The sequence below is a fragment of the Chryseobacterium sp. ZHDP1 genome (assembly GCF_018603435.1).
Taxonomy (GTDB): domain Bacteria; phylum Bacteroidota; class Bacteroidia; order Flavobacteriales; family Weeksellaceae; genus Chryseobacterium; species Chryseobacterium indicum.
Map to the genome: position 1 here is coordinate 1,446,996 of NZ_CP075682.1, position 18,232 is coordinate 1,465,227.

Here is an 18,232-nt window from a genome sequence, read left to right on the forward strand (position 1 = left end):
AGTATTAAATTTGCTGAAGTAAAGTTTGCAAAAGATGAATATTATAAAGCCTAAACTGTTTGTTATAACATTATTTCTGCTTATAATTTCTGCATTTGTAACTTTTATTTTCATACCGCAACCATTTAAAATTCAGGGAGGATCTTGCTACCAAGGAATTGCAGTATTTTTCACAAATATTATTATGATATTTTGCTTAATGATGTTATCAATATCATTCTTTTTAGCATTTATTGGTCGAAATAAAATTGCACTTATCATTTCTTATTTTTCATTATTTTGCTGGATATTTTGGGCTTTTGTTAGCTCTACAAAGTACCCAATGCAAGGATTGTTATATTTTTCATTCTTTAGCTTTGCAAATTTTCTAAGTATATTTTATCTCATAAAAGCTAAAGAAGTACGAAATCAAAAAGAATAGAATTTTCATTAATCTTTTATGATAATTCAATCATAATAATCATATTGAAATTAACACAGAGTTCCACAGTAATATTCATTATTGCCCTAAAATAAATTGTTGTAAATTTGTATCATTAGCAAATAAAAAATATACAACTAATATGTCTAAAGCAATTTCGCAAGTACCATTTGCAGTAAACGAGCCCGTAAATTCGTATGCACCGGGAACTCCGGAAGTAAAAAGTCTGATCGCCCAGTACAAAAAAATGTGGGCAGAAAAGATCGAAATCCCAATGATCATCAATGGTGAAGAAGTAAAAACAGGAGATAAAGTTCAGCTTCAGTCGCCTCAGGATCATGCGCACAATTTCGGATTTTATCACAGAGGAACCATGCAGCATGTAGATGATGCGATAAACGCTGCGCTGGCTGCGAAAAAAGAATGGAACGAGCTTGGATGGGAACACCGTGCTGCCATTTTCTTAAAAGCGGCTGATCTTTTGGCAGGACCTTACAGAGACGTTATTAATGCAGCAACGATGATCGGACAGTCTAAAAATGTTCATCAGGCTGAAATTGATTCTGCTTGTGAATTCATTGATTTCTTAAGATTCAACGTAGAATTTATGACGGAAATGTATTCTGAACAGCCGGTTTCTGACGCAGGAATCTGGAACAGAGTGGAATACAGACCATTGGAAGGATTCTGTTTTGCGGTAACTCCTTTCAACTTTACAGCGATTTCAGGAAATTTACCGACCTGTATGGCAATGCTTGGAAACGTAGTGGTTTGGAAGCCTTCTGATAAACAGGTTTATTCCGCAAAAGTAATCATGGATGTTCTTACGGAAGCAGGTCTTCCAAAAGGGGTTATCAACATGATCTTCACGGATGGAAAAGAAACGGCTGAGAAAGTTTTGGCACACAGAGATTTTGCAGGGCTTCACTTTACAGGTTCTACAAAAGTGTTCCAGGGAATGTGGAAAATGATCGGAGACAATATTCATAATTACAGAACATATCCAAGAATTGTTGGAGAAACCGGAGGGAAAGATTTCGTAATTGCGCATCCTTCTGCAAACGTAGAAGCAGTGGCAACTGCTTTAGTAAGAGGAGCTTTCGAATATCAGGGACAGAAATGTTCTGCGGCTTCAAGAGCGTATATTCCTCAGTCTCTTTGGGCAGATGTGAAAAAAGTAATGGAAACTCAGATCGCTTCCATCAAAATCGGTTCTCCTGAAGATCCTTCTAACTTTGTAAATGCAGTAATTGACAAAAATTCTTTCGAAAAATGTAAAGGATATATTGAAAGAGCGAATGCTTCAGATGAAGCAAACGTTGTAATCGGCGGTAAAACAGACGATTCTAAAGGCTGGTTTGTACACCCTACTGTTATTGAAACTACAAATCCTCAGTACGAAAGTATGGTTGAGGAAATCTTCGGGCCAATCTTATCTGTTTATGTTTATGAAGATGCAAAATGGGCTGAAACTTTACAGTTGGTAGATTCTTCTTCACCATATTCTTTAACGGGGTCTGTTTTCGCACAGGACAGATATGCGGTAAATGAAGCATTCAAAGCATTGGAAAATGCATCCGGAAACTTCTACATCAACGATAAACCTACAGGAGCCGTTGTTGGTCAGCAGCCTTTCGGTGGCGGCAGAGCTTCAGGAACAAATGATAAAGCAGGTTCTAAAATGAACTTATTGAGATGGACTTCTGTAAGATCTATCAAAGAAACTTTTGTATCTCCTAAAGATTACAAATATCCATATTTAGGATAATCATTAATGAACAATACCTAATTGTTGTTCTTATATCAAAACAGCCCCGGAATTTCGGTTTCGGGGCTGTTTTATTTATTTAAATCCTGTACCAAAATAATTTATTAACAAAATTTAATTGATTTTATTGATACTTTAATATTCATATTACCTTATCGGAACAATTCTTGAACTGTAAATAACCTATTCACACCAAAAATAAAATATTATGAAAAAGTTATTGTTAATGGCAACAGTCGGAATTTTTGCAGTAAGCTGCGGTACGAAAGAATCTTCCATGTCGACAACCAACTCAGATTCTGTAAGAGCAGATAATACAAGAACTGCAGCACCTGCCACAACAGACACAATGTCTACCGCGAGAACAAATCCTGACAGCATGAAGATGAAAATGGATTCAGCTAACACTATTAAATAACAACAACATTTAAGGTACAGTCTAATAATCCTCGGAAAATATTCTGAGGATTATTTGTATCAGAATTTTAAAAGTTTCTTTTTACTTTTTACTTTTTACTTTTTACTTTTTACTTTTTACTTTTTAAATCATTATATTTGATATACACTAAACATTAAAAATTTACTATGAAAAAATTATGGATTTCCGCCATTTTAGGATTGCTCTTTTTAGGAAGCTGTGCCGACAAAAAAGAAAACAGGGAAGAATTTAAAGAAGAACACAATAAAGATTCTTTAAGAAACAGAATGGGAGATTCTGCCGTTGCTAATTCAGAAAATACAACACCTTCAGACAGTACAAAAACTGCTTCAGATTCAACAAAAATGAAATAAAAAAACAAAACCGCGGAAATCTGCGGTTTTGTACTTAAAAAAACTTGACTGAAAAAAACCGGGCAATCACCCCGATTGTATTGTTAGGAAGATTATTCTCCCAGATAAATAAACGTATTCACCACCAGATAAGCAGACCGGTTGTCGATAGATTTTCCTCCGCCTCCTGTAGAAATGGTTGCTGTTCCTGCCACAGTATGCATATGCGCTCCTGCAGGTGCTGTATTGTTCAGCATTCCGATACCGCCCCATGCTGTTGATCCTCCATCTGGAACATAACCTCCTGAACTGTTGTTAACGGTAGTTCCGCCCAGCAAAAAACCGCCTTCTGTGGAAGAATGGGTATGAGATCCCGCACTTTGTGCAACGCCGTTTACAGGTCCGAAAAGGGTGATATTCGGTAGATTAGACTGCAGAATTCCGAAATGGTTTTCGCCTCCTGTTGTGCCTAGAACTTCTCCGTTGGCTCTGGATTTTAAAACCCGGTCTCTGGAATCCGGCAGATTATCCGTGAATCCTAAACTTGCCGCTGCTGTCTGGCTCGCAGGTGAAAGTACAGAAATACTTCTTCCGTCCAAAAGATACCAACCTGCGTGATCTGTCTTTTTTACAGAAGTTTTAATATCCCCGATGTTCTTGCTGTTTAATGATTTTTCATCACCAAGCATGAGTTTCTGCCAGATTGTACCATCAAAATAATACAATCCCTGAGAATCTACCCTGTTGGTTTTTGAAGTGATTGAAGTTACCGGTGATGTTACATACACTATAGTTCCGGCGTGTGCGCTTGAATATCTGAAATCTCCCGCTCTCAGCTGATCTCCTGTTAATCTCGGCGGCAAAATACCCTCCGCAGTGGAGCCATCGCTGTTTTTGGCGACTACATCCAAACTCGTTATAGGATTAGCTGTATTGATCCCGATCTGCGAAAGCGCAAAATTAGATCCTACAGTAGCCATAACGACTGTAAAAATTGTTCTCATCCGTTTAATTCGTTACTAGTTAATGTTTCATGGTTTGGTGCAAAATATCGGTTACATATTTTACAACATTGCTAGCGGCATTATTAGTTTTAGTGTTTAGGTGCAGCAGTACGGCTTTATTTTTCCGAAAAAAATTCTGATAACTGCAGTAGTAACAGCTATCCCGTAAAACTGGCGCAAATATAATGCACCCAATAGTTTCTGAGAAAAGAAAGGTTATCTGTTTTCAGGAAAATGAAAAGAAACCCATTATCGTAACTGATCATTTTCACGAAAACCAAAAATATTATCCTCCTGATTTTCAACATCTAATAATTTAATATATACGGAAGGCGAATGATCTGTCATCTGTTTAAAAACGGAAGCAAACTTGCTGTGAGAAGAAAATCCGCACTCTTCAGCGAGGATGCTGATCTTATATTGACGGTATTTTTCGTCATTAATAAGCTTATCGACGATGTAATTTATCCGTAAACGATTGATGTATGTTTTAAAATCCGAATTTTTATGGCGGTTGATGAGGTGCGAAAGATACTTCGTATTGGTATTTAATTCTCCTGCAAGAAAGGAAAGAGACATATTCTTATTCGTGAAGGAAGTTCCCTTTTCAAAATCATCCAAAAGTTCCAGAAGTTTCGCTTCGGTTTCGGAAGTCATCGGAGATTCTGCTTTTTTCCTGTCTTTTTCATTCTCGCTGCGATGAATTTCTTCTACGGAAATATTGATAAAATCTTTGTAAGGATTCTCAGGAGGGAAATCTCCATCCGCAACAAAAGCCTGCCGATGGTTTCTGAGAATATTTCTGATTCTTGCAAGCTGTTTTTTCTGTTTCGATCTGAAATGAAGAAATAACCCAATTAAAGCAGAACATAAGACAATAATGACAACATTCTTGGCAAAATTTATCGTTTCATGATGCTCATGTATGGTAACCGGAAAAATATTGACCAGTAGTAATAAAAACTGGTGGAAACTATTAGACATACTTCAACAAATTATTATCCTTGTTATAATAATTCATCATTTTCATGGGGTGTCTTTTTGTTTTTCACAAAACTAAGAATAATTTATTTTTTAATAAAATTTAATACTTCCAATTAATTCGATAGGTAAAACGAAAATATTTACTGTTTTTAATAAGATATCCGTTCCTGTTTTAACCTGAAATTAAAAAAATAATCAAAACAACGTTGTAACTATTTCTCTCCTGAAAAGACTTATTTATTAACATAATTATTACATTTGCAACCAATAAAAAGTATTTATGAAAAAACTATCGATAGTTTCTGCCTTATTCATCGGAGCGTTTGCTCTTGCGCAGGGAATAAAATTTGAGGAATCCAACTTTACAGCCGTTCTTGCCAAAGCAAAAAAAGAAAATAAACTTGTATTTATCGACGCATACACCACCTGGTGCGGACCTTGTAAACTGATGGCGAAAAATATTTTCCCGCAGAAAACTGTAGGAGATTATTACAACTCACACTTCATCAATGCAAAAATTGATATGGAGAAAGGCGAAGGAATTGAAATTGCCAAAAAATATAACGTAAAAGCCTTCCCTACTTACCTTTTCGTAGACGGAAACGGAGAACTGGTACACAGAACTTTAGGATATGTGGAAGAAAACGACTTCATCCAGTTTGCGAAAGATGCAGGAGATCCAAGCAAAAGATTAACCGCACTGAAGCAAAAATTCGAAGACGGTGAAAAAGATCCTGATTTTCTGAAAAACCTAGCTTCTCTTACGATGTATAATGATGCTGAGTTTGCAGGAAGAGTAATGGAACGCTATTTCAGTTCAAAAAAAGAACTGGACAGAGAAGATGTTCAGATGTTGCTTTCCGTTGCACAGAATCCGGACAGCCCGATGTACAAAATTTTTCAGGCAAAAAAAGCTGAAATCTCAAAGATTATTACTCCTGAAAAGTATGAAGCGATTGATAAGAATATCAAGATCAGCAGTGTCTTTAAAAAATCTTACAACGCACAGTCGAAAACGTGGGACGACAATTATTTCCTGACGGAAGCTCAGAAATTTTTGTCTAAAGATGAGGCTGAAAAAATCCTGAAAAAAGCACAGGCTTCAAGAGCTTTAAGAGATAAAGACTTTGCCAAATACGAAAAACTGACGCTTGAACTGAACCAGGATACTTCTGCCTTAAGCTCCGAAGAACTGAATTCTATTGCATGGAATTTCTTTGAAAATGTAAGCAACAAAGCTTCTTTGGAAAAGGCATTAGTCTGGGCGCAGGAATCTGTAAAGAAAGACGAAAACTTCGCGAATACCGATACTTTAGCCAATCTTTACAACAAAACAGGCGACAAGAAAAACGCCAAACTATGGGCTGAAAAATCCATCGAACTGGCAAAAAAGACAGGACAGGATTCTTCTGATACCGAAAAACTGCTGAAAAGCTTGAATGTACAGTAAATAATAAAAAAGGTTGTCTCTCAAAACAGACAACCTTTTTTTATGAACTTAAATGACAATTTAATCCAGATGATTATTATCTTTTCTGTGTCTTTTTTCTAACCACTCTTTCTGTTCTTTAGTTAACGTTTTTCCTGTAGCCAAAAAATTAGACTTTATTTTTATGCAGAAAGTGGCTGAGTTCTTTAAAGTGGAACCCCAGTATTTTTTGGAAGGTGATACCATCATTAATAATAATGTAGAGATAAGCAATAACTCTGCAATTGGTAACATTCCAACTGTAAATAATACTTTGAATGAAGATTTATTCAAAAGCGTGATGCAAAATCAGCAGCAGATCAGCCAACTTATGGAAATGCAGAATAAACTGATCGAAAAAATGCTGAAAGAAAAATAGGGAGAAGCATTCTCTACCCGAGAATACCAAAACCCAAACAAGTTCTTGCTTTCTCGTTCCGAGAAAGTTCAGCCTGAAAGAGAAACACTCCGTCTCGCTCCGAGAAAGTGTAAACCCAAACAGTTTGGCTCCGTCTCGGATTGAGAAAACGCAAAACCGAAAAGAACGATGAATCCGGACAGCCGAAACGGCTGAACTTTCAGAAGATTTTTCATTTCATCATGCTTCGCAAAATCCACAAAGGCTTTTCAATGATGGCAAATTAAGGACAGTCATAAAGTTTTAACAGGTCTATCATAAAAAACAAAATCCGCAGACTGTTCTGCGGATTTCTTTACTATTTTTCTTTCAAATTAATTATTATAAACCAGCACCTGCATTTTTGTCAGCATTGCCTCTGTATCGCCATTGTAACCTGCATATCCCGAAGGAACGAAATTCACATTCTGGTTTCCGGACCATGAAGAATATTGAACTTTAAAGATATATGTTCCGGCAGAAAGTGTTACTGATTTTAAAAATGTAGTTGGAGCAGGTAAATTAACCAAACTTCCTCCATCTCCCGATGATGTATAAGCCGAAGAAATTTTTGTCCCATTCTGAAGCAAACTAAATACCCCTTGTGTAGCCTGCCCTGCCGCAGTAGAAACATTTACAGCATATCCTAAAATTGTAAATAAAAAAGTCTGCGTTACGCCTGCCGGAACGATTAAACTAATAGTAACTCCGGGTACATCTGCAGTATTCCCCTGATTAATTGTAAGAGCTGTGGTTCCCTGCACATAATTGGCCGAAGAAACAGTTCCGGATACTGTATTCAAGGTTTTCCATACAGGAGCCGATCCTGTTCCGCCTGAAGTGAGAACTTGTCCGGAAGTTCCTGCACTTCCCGCCGTAGAGCCATCGCCCCCTACATTTAATTCATTGGTAACCTGTAAAGCACCATTAACATGCAGGAGTTTCTGCGGTGTTTGGGTTCCTATCCCTGCATTTCCTGCTCCGGTTACCGTTATTCTATTGGTATTATTGGTAAGAATATTTACAGGATTGGCAGAAATTGCATTCAAATTTATACCTGTGCTGGTTCCTGATGCCGTTATCTGGGCAGCAGAGCTGTTATCTATAAACATATTTAAAACTGCTGTACCGCCGGTTGCCTGAAATGCTCCTCTTGAAGATCCTGTTGCTGAAACAATACCCTGAGTCCCCGTAGTTCCTATTCCCACATTATTAGTTCCGTTCACAAAAGAAAGTGAGTTTCCTGCTGTTGTTACAATTCTGTTAGCGGATAGTGTCCCGTTAGAATTATAAATATTCAGAGGTGTACTTAATTTAGACCATACTGTACCATCATAATAATAAAATCCGGTATTATCAATATTGACGGCAGATGCCGTTTGTGTTCCTGTAGCAATACTATTGATATACACTAAAGTTGACGTGGGCACTCCTGTCATGCTCTGGGCTCTTTGCCTATCAATTCTTGGGATCAGTATTCCATCAACATTAGTTGTGGTTCCTGTTGCATTTTTAGCTGCAATATCAAAAGTTGAGGAAGGATTTTCTATTCCGATACCTATTTGAGCAGAATGTAATAAAGGGATAAGCGTTATCCCTGTTAAAAATATTTTTTTCATTGGTGGGTAAGTTAGGTTATTAACTTCTACTAAGGTATGCATAATAAAATCAAAAAAACATTTTATTTTCAATTTTATTATTAATTTTCGTTAAATAATAAAAAATAATTAAAAATAAAAGCTAATTCATTAATCATCTATCAATAAATCCCCATCAAAAAAAACATTTATATAAATACAATCTGTCTCTTGTAGTTATTAATATTCAAACAAAACGCTTCCCCAGGTGAAGCCACTTCCAAAAGCTGAAAGAAGCACCAAGTCTCCTCTTTTTATTTTCCCCTGCTCAATCGCTTCACTTAAAGCAATCGGGATAGAAGCTGCCGTTGTATTTCCGTATTTCTGGATGTTATTGAAAACCTTTTCGTCCGGAAGTCCAAATTTCTGCTGAACAAACTGGGCAATCCTTAAATTCGCCTGATGCGGAATAAACATATCTACATCGTCAATTGTTTTTCCTGCTTTATCCAAAGCTTCCTGCATGGTTTCAGGGAATCTCGTTACTGCATTTTTAAACACGAAATTTCCGTTCATGATCGGGTAAACTTCTTTGTTCGTTACATTTTCAGGCTCTTTTCTCATCCTGTCGCTCCATCCGTATTTGGAACCCGGAAACTGGGTGCATAATTCATCTGCAAATTTCCCTTCAGAATGCATGTTGAATGCTAAAATATCTCCTGCGTTTTCATCTTCTGTTGCCGACAATACAATCGCTCCTGCCCCATCGCCGAAAATAACGGAAACGCCTCTTCCTTCATCCGAAAAATCAAGCCCGAAAGAATGCACTTCCGCACCGACCACCAGAATATTTTTATACGTTCCGGATTTAATGAAAGCATTTGCCACACTCGTTGCATATACAAAACCGGAACACTGGTTTCTCACGTCCAAAGCACCAATGGTATCGCAGCCAAGCATATCCTGCAGCAGAACACCGCATCCCGGGAAATAGTAATCCGGAGAAAGGGTTGCAAAAACAATATAATCTATATCTTTAGCCGTTAAACCCGCATTGGCAATCGCTTTTTCGGAAGCTTTAAAACCTAAATAAGCCGTCGTTTCCTGAGAATCGTTCCTGTTTTTACGGTGTCTTCTTTCTTTTATCCCTGTTCTTTCCGTGATCCATTCGTCATTGGTGGTCATTAATTTTGCTAGATCATCATTGGTAACAACGTTATCTGGAACATAAAATCCGATTCCTTTTATTGTACTTTTAATCATATAGTTTTTTAATTTTGACAAAGATAAACTTATTTAAGACATAGTATTTCAAAATATTATATTTTTACGGCATGCCAATTGACACGATTTACAGAGATTCCCAGTGCGAATGGGTGGATGTAGAGGCTCCCACAGCGGAAGACCTGAAATTTTTACACGAACGGTACGAAATCAATAATCTTCTTCTGGAAGATACCTTAGATCCCAATCACTTACCGAAATATGAAGAGGACGGAGAGGTAAAATTCTTCCTTCTGCGGGAAAGTACCGAGCTGGAACGCAAAAACCTCAACACGATCAGCGACATCAGTACGAAAATTGGGATTTTTATTCTGGGAAGAACGATCATCACAATTCACAGGATGAAAACGAAGAGCATTGCAGAAACCAAGAAACAGCTTTCTGCCATGAAAACCGAAACCACGTCCAGAAATATCGCGTTGAAAATCGCACTGCTCATCATGAAAAGTTTTGATGATGAATCGGTAAGTCTTCTGGAAACGATGGACAATATCGAAAACGAAATTTTTCTTAAAAATACCAACCATACGAACCAGATTAAAAGGTTATACAAGCTGAAAAGAAAATCGGGGCTGAATTCAAGAGTGCTTACGATTTCCACAGATGCCATCGATAAATTTAAATTACTCGGACTTCAGGATTCTGAAGCGTATGATTTAAAAGACAAACACAAGGACGTTGTTGCAGATTTCGATCATCTTAACGCACAGATCACCAACCTTATCGGGATGTTTCTTGCTCTTTCGGATCAAAAAGCCAACCAAGTGATGAAAGTTCTGGCAATTTACTCGGTGTATTTTTTACCTATCACCTTTATTGCAGGAGTTTACGGAATGAATTTCGACAATATTCCTGAACTGCATCTGAAACATGGTTACTTTTATACTTTGGGCTTAATGCTTTTGGTTGTAATCTGTACCTTTATCTACGCGCGAAGAAAACAATGGTAATTTTCCCGCTTTAATTATCGTGAAAATACTGTGGCTGAATATTTTAAATATCACTAATTTTAAATCGAAAAAGAAGAACGGTTAAATTTAAATACGCTAATTCTTTTCCCAAAAGTTTTTTAGCATTTAACATTAGATTTCTCCTTCCGTCGGAATGACAGTGAAAAGAGGCATATTTTATTTCCCGCGTTCGCGTGAGGGATACGGAAGGTCCGACTGAAAGGAGGAGTTTCAGCGCGGCGCTTCGCGCCGCGCTGAAACCGGAACGAAGTGAAGCCTGCAGAAGCCCGACCCGAAGTGATGATGCGGGGAAACCTTATAGGTTTTAAAAACCTATAAGGTTTGGATAGGGAAAACGGAGGGACACGCCCAAATAAAAAATAAAAACAACCAAAAACAAAAGCCATGAAACCTGAAATACTGCAAAAAATTCTTGAGGAAAATGTTCTCTCAAAAGAATCCAAAGAAAAACTTTCCGCGTTGCACGACCGTATTTCGGCGAAAGAATTTTCTGATCTACTGGATGCGGAAGGCAATCAGTATGTGGAATTTGTGCAGGAAGGAGGTGGAGTCTGGGGAAGCGCACTGGTGGGTTATCTGTACGGACTGGAAATTTTCGGGATCCGTTTTCTGAAAGTAGCGGGAACGAGTGCCGGAGCGATTAATACGATGTTGATCGCCGCGTGTAAAACCAAAGAAGAAGCTAAAAGTGAAGTGATTAAAGATATTCTCTTCAACTGGAATTTCTCCGACTTTATGGATGGAAAACCGTATGTAAAAACAACCATCCATTCCATGCTGAATAACAAAAACTTCCTGAAGATCAATTCCATTATCGCAGGAATTATTATGCTGATTCTCGTGATTGCGCCTTTTGCCATTTCTTCGGAAACAACGCTGAGAGCCAAACTGCTTTTTCTGGTTCCCATCATTCCGATCATTATTGCTTATCTGTATCTGAGAAAGTTATATAATGATCTGAAAAAAGCCAATTCAGGATTAAATCCCGGAAATACTTTTCTGAATCAGATGAAAGATGTTCTGGATGCTTTCGACATTAAAACAGTGGCTGCGCTGAATGACAAGTTTGTAAAAAAAGGCAGAGACCTCAACCTGAATTACCGTCATGGCAACGAAACACAATATTACAATATTGCCTTAGAAAGCATTGAAGAAATTCATCAGAACAACAAAGAACACATCGATGAAATCCGGTTTAAAATATTCTACGACGGAGTTGTTAACAACGAATATTATAAAAAAGATCCTTTTTATTCCTTAAAATCGGAATACATCGTGATTACAACGGATATTAACGCCAAAATAAAAGTGGAGCTTCCCACAATGGCGAATCTGTACTGGTCGGAAGAAGAGCTGAAAAAGATCAGTCCGGCTGAATTTGTAAGAGCTTCGATGTCGGTTCCGTTCTTTTTTGAACCTTTTCAGAAGCAGATTGATAAAAATGATGATTCCGTAAAATATGCATGGAGATTCTGGATGAATACGAAACAGGAAGACATCAACCCTGCCGGAGTTTTTATTGATGGCGGAAGTATTTCCAATTTTCCGATCGATCTTTTCCACGCAACTGATATTTTTTATCCGAGAATGCCTTTATTCGGCGTACAGTTAACGAGCGACTCCGATATTCAGTCTGAAAAAGGAAAGACCAGCGCAGAAATTTTAAAATCTCCCCTTTCTTTTGCAGGCAATATTATTGATACTTTAAAAGGTTTTAACGACAAAACGTTTCTCACCAAACATACGTTTTATCATCTTTTCAGCATTCAGACCGTGAACTGCGGAACCAGCAACTGGCTGAATTTCTTTATGCAAAGAGAAGAAAAGGAAGAGCTCTTCAACCGCGGATTTTCTGCGGCTCTGGATTTCCTGAGTAATTTCGACTGGCAAAAATACAAATGCGAAAGAATGATGCTTTCAATGAAAGAGAAAAAGATCCTGAATGAAGAGGATACGAAAACGGTGGGGTAAACAATTGCTTATTATTATTTCCTGCTTCTTTAAAATTAACCCTAAAGGGCAATTGTCTCCCGTCTTTCAATATTATAAATTTACAGTAATAAAAACATAAAAAATTTATAATCATGGCACTATTAAATAGAGAAAAGATTAAAACCGTAGTTTTAGAAAGTCTTGCAACGATTGCAGATCTGCCGGAAAATCCGGAAGAAGCAAATTTTTCCGCATGGAATAATTTTCATAAGCATGTTTTTCTGTCTACATTAAAAGGCAAAATAAATGCCCTTCCTTATTTTATGAATGACGGAACTACTACACACATGGCTTATTATGATATTGCCTTAAATCCGGATTCTACTGATAACTGGGCTACTGTAAAGGATTGTATCAACTGGATTAAAAAAAACCAGAGAGTCGTTTATCTTTAATAACTTCAGATACTTTATCATGAAATATCTATTCTTATTTATCACTTTACTTATGATTCCGTCAGGTTTATCTGCACAGACAGAGACTGTTGCAGTTCCCAAGGGAATCAGCCTTACCTTTAATAAAGGAGAAGGAGAAAACGCAGTATATCTGGATATTCAGCTAGAAATGAAAGAGAGTGATGCAATAAATTTCGATTACTGGCTCAACAATCCATCAGAAATGCCCGTATTTTCTCTTCAGTATGCTGATCAGAAACTGGATTGCCCACTGACAGTTAAACGGCAGCTATCGGGAAATGCAGTAGGATTTAAAATCACAGGGTTCACACCATCTACTTTTGACAGATTTTTAAACAAAGATCATGACAATCAGATTACGATAAGAGTTGACAAGGATGTGAGAATAAATCTCTTTGATGAAAGGGGAAATCCCTCAAGAATATGGATTATAAAAGCGGATATAATCAACACGCTAATTAATGAAGAACTGAAAATTACTGAAGATGAACGTACAGATTTTCTTACTTCTCTTAACAACTTTTACTATCATGAGAATAAAGTCGATTTTGGGGTAAATCCGGGAAGGGACTCAATTAAAACAAACTACATTCTGTCTCTCCGTTTTCAGAATGCTTATAACAGGAAAAGATTTCTGAGCTGTAATGAAAATACGAAGAGAATGCCTGTCTATTGGAATCTGGATGCAAGATTAAGTACAAATTTCAAAGATTCTTTAAACTATATAAAAATATACCCTGCTAATTTTCTGTTTGAGAATTTTTCCGGGAAACTTCCTTACCAGCTGAGTGTAAAACTGGGAAATGAGTCGGATCAGAGCTTCATCAATAAACGTGTTGCTGCAGATGCATCAGTAAATATGATTGTTCCCAATCTCATAAACCTTACGACAGCAGAATCCAACCGGTTACGGCTGAAACCAGTGATAACAGCAGGAATTAAAGGATATTATGATTATTCCAATGATATCACTTCATTTACCTCCGGTATGGCACATATCGACGGATATTATTATATTCCTGTTTTTAACAATTATGCCATTATTGTAGAAGCAACCTCGTTTTATGATTTCAGCAAAGAAAGAAATCCTTCCGGAAAGATACAGGGAAATTATTCAATTACATTGGGAGCTGAAATACCAAAAACAGGATTCAAGGCAATGTTTAAATATACAGACGGAAAATCGGATATTAATTTCAGGCAAGGTTCTATTATTTCCATAGGTCTGCTGATGGACTTCTTTCAGGAAAAGAAAAATAAACCGAAATAGCAATGAAGAATAAGCAGGCTCCCTTGAAATAAAAAATAACTTCTGTATTTATTATTCTGTCGCTTTTTAATACAAGAGGCTGTTTCCGAACTGAAACAGCTTCTTCTATAAAATGAGTTGATTCTCTCTCCTATCCATACTTTACAAGAAATCTTTCAAAAATGATTGCTAAATTGCGTTTCGTTAAAGAAATGAATATGCCCACCAAAAAAGACCTTCGGGAAAACCTTTCCCTTCCGACATTTGAAAACAGCAGTGAAACAGAATTATTTCAGAATAATGTGCTTCGCCCTGTTTTAAAATTACAGAATGATATTTTCATCCAGATATTCAGAGACTATGCAATGAGAAAAATGTCAGATTTTACTTCTCTGAAAAACGAACAGAAAATAAATTTCACCGAACAAAGCCTGCAAAAAGATATTGCCCTGAAAAACACCTTCATCGGAATGACAATCGGGATGCTCACTCCGGAAGAAATAACGATCTATCTTTCCGACAGCAAATCTTTTAATAAAAGAATCATCAATATGCTTTCTGAAAGAATCAAAAGCCAGATCGAAGCTTTATAAATCAATAGATAATTGTTGAAACTACGGTTTGTTCCACATCGGATCATGTTTTAAAACCTCATCATATACGGGACAGCTTTCTGCGTGGGAGCCTTTGAGATAACCGATGCTCATCAGGAATTCATTTACGATTTCACCGCCTGTAAATTTGAAGGTCTTTTTGAAAAGCTTCATCCATTCCGGCAATGTTTTGGGATGATGATGTTCCAGCCATTTTTCAAAAGAACCGAATTCTTTCTGCAGTTCTACAATGGTTTTTGCATTTTCTATGGCAGCATTTACTTTCAGCTTATTCCTGATAATTCCAGAATCGGTCAGCAGTCTTTCACGGTCAGATTCACCGTAAGAAGCCACTTTCTGAATGTCAAAATCATCATACGCCTTTCTGAAACCTTCTTCTTTTTTGAGAATGGTTTCCCAGCTCAGCCCTGCCTGATTGATTTCCATCACCAGTCTCCCGAACAGCTCATTATCATCATGAATCGGAAAACCGTAATGCTTATCATGGTATCTTTTGTGCAGTTCTCTCCTGCTTTCAGGCTGCATTCCTTCAATTGCCGCGCAATAACTCATTGTTGTTATTTTTTGTGGATAGTTATGTGCAAATATAAGCACGAGTAATGACAACTGTATGGCAGGAGAAAATTTTTATATCGTTAGATTTCTTTCTAACTTTAAAAAATATGTATTTTCGGCTCAAAATAAATTAATTGAAACCATGAAATATCTTTCGCTTCTGATTTTTATTATGTTAATATATTGCGGCAAAAAAGAATCAAAACCAATTAAAAACCCATCTGTTCCTCAACAAAATATAGCTCTTCTGGTTGATAATTCACTTACAATGATTGCAAAGGATTTTGAACCTGACAGAATTTCGGTTCTTAAAGAAACAATCAAAAATATAATTGAACATAAAAAAGAAAATCAGGCCTTTTCAATTGTTGTTTTTGCAGGTAATTCTTATATTCTATGTCCTTTAACAAAGGATAAAAATAAACTATTTGCTGCTGTAAACGGATTAAACAGGGGGATAATGAAATTAAAGCCCGGAACTAATTTTTCCAATGCTTTGCTTAATGGGATCAATTCTTTATCTGGCGAATTTGATTATAGATCAATGATATTATTTAGCGACGGAAAAGAAACAATACAATCATATCCTTTAGAAATTCCTCTGGAGGATGCAAAGAGGAATAATATTACCATCCATACCACAATGATTACTCCTAAGGATTTTACAATATTGCCTTTAACCATAGATTCGAAAGGAAATTTTCAATTTATAAAAATGAAAGCTAAACCTGCAGACAGTGCACTTATGAAGAAAATATCTTCAGAGACAAATGGGAATTTTAAATTATTTTACACAAAACAAGAAATTCAAAAATTCAATTTTATTCAGTTCTTCGAAAGCCATCATAAAGAGAATAAAAAAGTTTCTCCGAAAATTAACGATAACGAATTAAGTAAAATTTATAAGCAAATTCAGAAAACCAATGACAGTCTCAACATCATATTTCAAAAGTAATATCAACTTTCATCAGTCATAAAAAAAACCTCCACAAAAGGAGGTTAGTTTATGTAAGTAAAATGTTTAATGCACTCCACTCAGATCAATCTTCTCTTTGCTCTTTCGTTCCTTAATAAATAAGATGAACGGAATACAGACAAGAAAGATTACCCCAAGATAAAGAAAAACATCCATGTAAGAAAGTACGGTTGCCTGTTTCGTTACCGAAAGATCAAGCATTTTGTAGGCGGCGTTCATTGCGGCATCGGGAGTCATTCCTTTTGCGATAAAACTGCCTTTCAGAGCCTGTAACCTTTGCTGTACCGCAAAATCGGTCTGGTCGAGGTGCGAAATAAGATTCACCCTGTATTTCTGACTCGCATTGGCAATAAATGTTGTTATCGCAGCAATTCCGAAGGAACCTCCAAGCTGTCTCATCATTCCTGTAAATGCAGCTCCCTGACCGATTTCCTGCCCTTTCAATGTACTTAAAGAAAGCGAAGTGATCGGAATAAACAGTAAACCCAATCCGGCTCCTCTTACAATCAGCATCCAGAAGAAGGCATTTTTTCCTGTATCCGGAGTTAATATTTTATATCCCCAGAAACTGTAGATAAAGAAGATGAATAATCCCAGTGAAACCAAAATCTGCTGTTTGGCTCCTTTCGAAAGCAGTCTTCCGATAATCGGCATCATGAAAGCGGTTGTTAAGGCCGCCGGAATCATTAAAGCACCCGACTGAAGCGCCGTCCAACCCAAAATACTCTGGGTATACAAAGGAACGATAAATGTTGAGCCGTACAAACCAAATCCTAAAACGAAAGACATCACGGTTCCGATTCTTAAGTTTCCGTTTTTCAGAACTCGCAGTTCTACAATCGGATATTTAAAGGTAAGTTCTCTCCAGAGGAAAAGGATAAATCCTAAAACGGCTGCTACGGTAAAGAAAACAATCATTCCACTGGCAAACCAGTCTTCTTCATGACCTCTTTCCAGAATAAACTGTAAAGAGCCTACGGTAATTGCCAATAATGCAATTCCAATCCAGTCTACATCCGAAACTTTACGTTTTTCGGCATACTTCGGACTTCTTACAAACTGAAGCGTCATTAAGGTTGCCGCAATCCCGATCGGAATATTGATGTAGAAAATGTAAGGCCAGCTGAAATTATCCACAATATATCCTCCCAACGGCGGTCCCAATGTAGGACCGATAATTACACCAAGTCCGTAAATTGCCTGTGCCATACTTCTTTTTTCAAGCGGATAAGATTCCGTGATGATGGTTTGTGAAGTTACCAGAAGCGCTCCCCCACCGATTCCCTGCATAAGACGGAAAAATACAAGCTCCCAGATGTTGGTCGCATTTCCGCATAAAAAGGAGAAAACGGTAAATATAATGATGGAAGCCGCAAAATAGTTTCTTCGCCCGAACTGCTGGGAAAGCCAACTCGTCATCGGAACAATAATTACGTTTCCGATGGCGTATGCGGTGATTACCCATCCTACTTCGGATAGTGTGGCTCCAAGATTCCCTTTCATTTCATTCAGGGCAACGTTTACAATCGTGGAATCCACTATTTCAAGCAAAGCACAAAGAATTGCCGTAATCGTAATGATTACTCTTCGGGCTCCGTATTCTACTAATGAATCTTGCATAGTTTTTTAGTGTTGTATTAAAAATCAAGAGATTTGAGATTCGGAAATATGAACAAGTTTTTACGAACCAACTTTGTTCTCTCATCACGGGGATGAGGTTTAAGAAAAATTTAGCTGATTAAAATTTCATCAAAGTATTTCCAAATCTCTAAATTTCTCAATTTT

18 protein-coding genes are annotated in these 18,232 nt (G+C 37.1%); 12 read left to right on the forward strand and 6 right to left on the reverse strand.

Annotated elements, in window-relative coordinates:
- Window positions 1-34 precede the first annotated feature (34 nt).
- The 4 genes from KKI44_RS06490 to KKI44_RS06505 all read left to right on the forward strand — a co-directional run bounded on the left by KKI44_RS06490 (window position 35) and on the right by KKI44_RS06505 (window position 2,981).
- Window positions 35-421 carry a hypothetical protein gene (locus KKI44_RS06490; RefSeq protein WP_214590372.1) on the forward strand — a complete coding sequence of 129 codons (387 nt, stop codon included), beginning with the start codon at window positions 35-37 and terminating at the stop codon, window positions 419-421.
- Between the two features lie 142 nt (window positions 422-563).
- On the forward strand, window positions 564-2,189 hold the full coding sequence (pruA, locus tag KKI44_RS06495) for an L-glutamate gamma-semialdehyde dehydrogenase (protein WP_214590373.1): 1,626 nt from the start codon (window positions 564-566) through the stop codon (window positions 2,187-2,189).
- Between the two features lie 208 nt (window positions 2,190-2,397).
- The gene (locus KKI44_RS06500; RefSeq protein WP_214590374.1) at window positions 2,398-2,607 is read left to right on the forward strand and encodes a cytochrome C551; all 210 of its coding nucleotides are present in this window, start codon (window positions 2,398-2,400) and stop codon (window positions 2,605-2,607) included.
- Between the two features lie 167 nt (window positions 2,608-2,774).
- Window positions 2,775-2,981 carry a hypothetical protein gene (locus KKI44_RS06505; protein WP_214590375.1) on the forward strand — a complete coding sequence of 69 codons (207 nt, stop codon included), beginning with the start codon at window positions 2,775-2,777 and terminating at the stop codon, window positions 2,979-2,981.
- Window positions 2,982-3,073: 92 nt separating this feature from the next.
- Here the strand turns inward: KKI44_RS06505 and KKI44_RS06510 are convergent, their stop codons facing one another.
- Window positions 3,074-3,964, reverse strand: a complete 891-nt coding sequence (locus KKI44_RS06510; RefSeq protein WP_214590376.1) for a hypothetical protein — start codon at window positions 3,962-3,964, stop codon at window positions 3,074-3,076.
- Between the two features lie 249 nt (window positions 3,965-4,213).
- Window positions 4,214-4,948, reverse strand: coding sequence for a helix-turn-helix domain-containing protein (locus tag KKI44_RS06515; protein WP_214590377.1), 735 nt, complete (start codon window positions 4,946-4,948; stop codon window positions 4,214-4,216).
- A gap of 280 nt (window positions 4,949-5,228) precedes the next feature.
- Between KKI44_RS06515 and KKI44_RS06520 the strand changes: the two genes are divergently transcribed.
- Window positions 5,229-6,398, forward strand: coding sequence for a thioredoxin family protein (locus KKI44_RS06520; protein ID WP_214590378.1), 1,170 nt, complete (start codon window positions 5,229-5,231; stop codon window positions 6,396-6,398).
- Window positions 6,399-6,561: 163 nt separating this feature from the next.
- The gene (locus tag KKI44_RS06525; RefSeq protein WP_214590379.1) at window positions 6,562-6,795 is read left to right on the forward strand and encodes a hypothetical protein; all 234 of its coding nucleotides are present in this window, start codon (window positions 6,562-6,564) and stop codon (window positions 6,793-6,795) included.
- Between the two features lie 353 nt (window positions 6,796-7,148).
- On the opposite strand, the gene KKI44_RS06530 is transcribed toward KKI44_RS06525, so the two are convergent.
- Window positions 7,149-8,432 (reverse strand): hypothetical protein, encoded by a 1,284-nt coding sequence (locus KKI44_RS06530; protein WP_214590380.1) that lies wholly within the window; start codon window positions 8,430-8,432, stop codon window positions 7,149-7,151.
- A gap of 198 nt (window positions 8,433-8,630) precedes the next feature.
- A complete protein-coding gene (locus KKI44_RS06535; protein ID WP_087711319.1) occupies window positions 8,631-9,653 on the reverse strand; it encodes a 3-oxoacyl-ACP synthase III family protein in 1,023 nt (340 codons plus the stop codon).
- A 71-nt stretch (window positions 9,654-9,724) separates the two neighbouring features.
- Here KKI44_RS06535 and KKI44_RS06540 point away from each other — a divergent pair, with 71 nt between their 5' ends.
- The 5 genes from KKI44_RS06540 to KKI44_RS06560 all read left to right on the forward strand — a co-directional run bounded on the left by KKI44_RS06540 (window position 9,725) and on the right by KKI44_RS06560 (window position 14,895).
- The gene (locus KKI44_RS06540; protein WP_214590381.1) at window positions 9,725-10,624 is read left to right on the forward strand and encodes a CorA family divalent cation transporter; all 900 of its coding nucleotides are present in this window, start codon (window positions 9,725-9,727) and stop codon (window positions 10,622-10,624) included.
- 405 nt (window positions 10,625-11,029) lie between these two features.
- A complete protein-coding gene (locus tag KKI44_RS06545) occupies window positions 11,030-12,616 on the forward strand; it encodes a patatin-like phospholipase family protein (RefSeq protein WP_214590382.1) in 1,587 nt (528 codons plus the stop codon).
- A 113-nt stretch (window positions 12,617-12,729) separates the two neighbouring features.
- On the forward strand, window positions 12,730-13,032 hold the full coding sequence (locus tag KKI44_RS06550; RefSeq protein WP_214590383.1) for a hypothetical protein: 303 nt from the start codon (window positions 12,730-12,732) through the stop codon (window positions 13,030-13,032).
- 19 nt (window positions 13,033-13,051) lie between these two features.
- A complete protein-coding gene (locus tag KKI44_RS06555) occupies window positions 13,052-14,323 on the forward strand; it encodes a hypothetical protein (protein ID WP_214590384.1) in 1,272 nt (423 codons plus the stop codon).
- 161 nt (window positions 14,324-14,484) lie between these two features.
- Window positions 14,485-14,895: a glyoxalase gene (locus tag KKI44_RS06560; protein WP_250902173.1), complete on the forward strand. Its 411-nt coding sequence runs from the start codon at window positions 14,485-14,487 to the stop codon at window positions 14,893-14,895.
- Between the two features lie 21 nt (window positions 14,896-14,916).
- On the opposite strand, the gene KKI44_RS06565 is transcribed toward KKI44_RS06560, so the two are convergent.
- The gene (locus KKI44_RS06565; RefSeq protein ID WP_214590385.1) at window positions 14,917-15,468 is read right to left on the reverse strand and encodes a DNA-3-methyladenine glycosylase I; all 552 of its coding nucleotides are present in this window, start codon (window positions 15,466-15,468) and stop codon (window positions 14,917-14,919) included.
- Between the two features lie 145 nt (window positions 15,469-15,613).
- Between KKI44_RS06565 and KKI44_RS06570 the strand changes: the two genes are divergently transcribed.
- The gene (locus tag KKI44_RS06570) at window positions 15,614-16,426 is read left to right on the forward strand and encodes a vWA domain-containing protein (protein WP_214590386.1); all 813 of its coding nucleotides are present in this window, start codon (window positions 15,614-15,616) and stop codon (window positions 16,424-16,426) included.
- A gap of 66 nt (window positions 16,427-16,492) precedes the next feature.
- Here KKI44_RS06570 and KKI44_RS06575 read toward each other — a convergent pair whose 3' ends face one another.
- Window positions 16,493-18,067, reverse strand: a complete 1,575-nt coding sequence (locus KKI44_RS06575; protein WP_214590387.1) for a DHA2 family efflux MFS transporter permease subunit — start codon at window positions 18,065-18,067, stop codon at window positions 16,493-16,495.
- Between the last annotated feature and the right edge of the window lie 165 nt (window positions 18,068-18,232).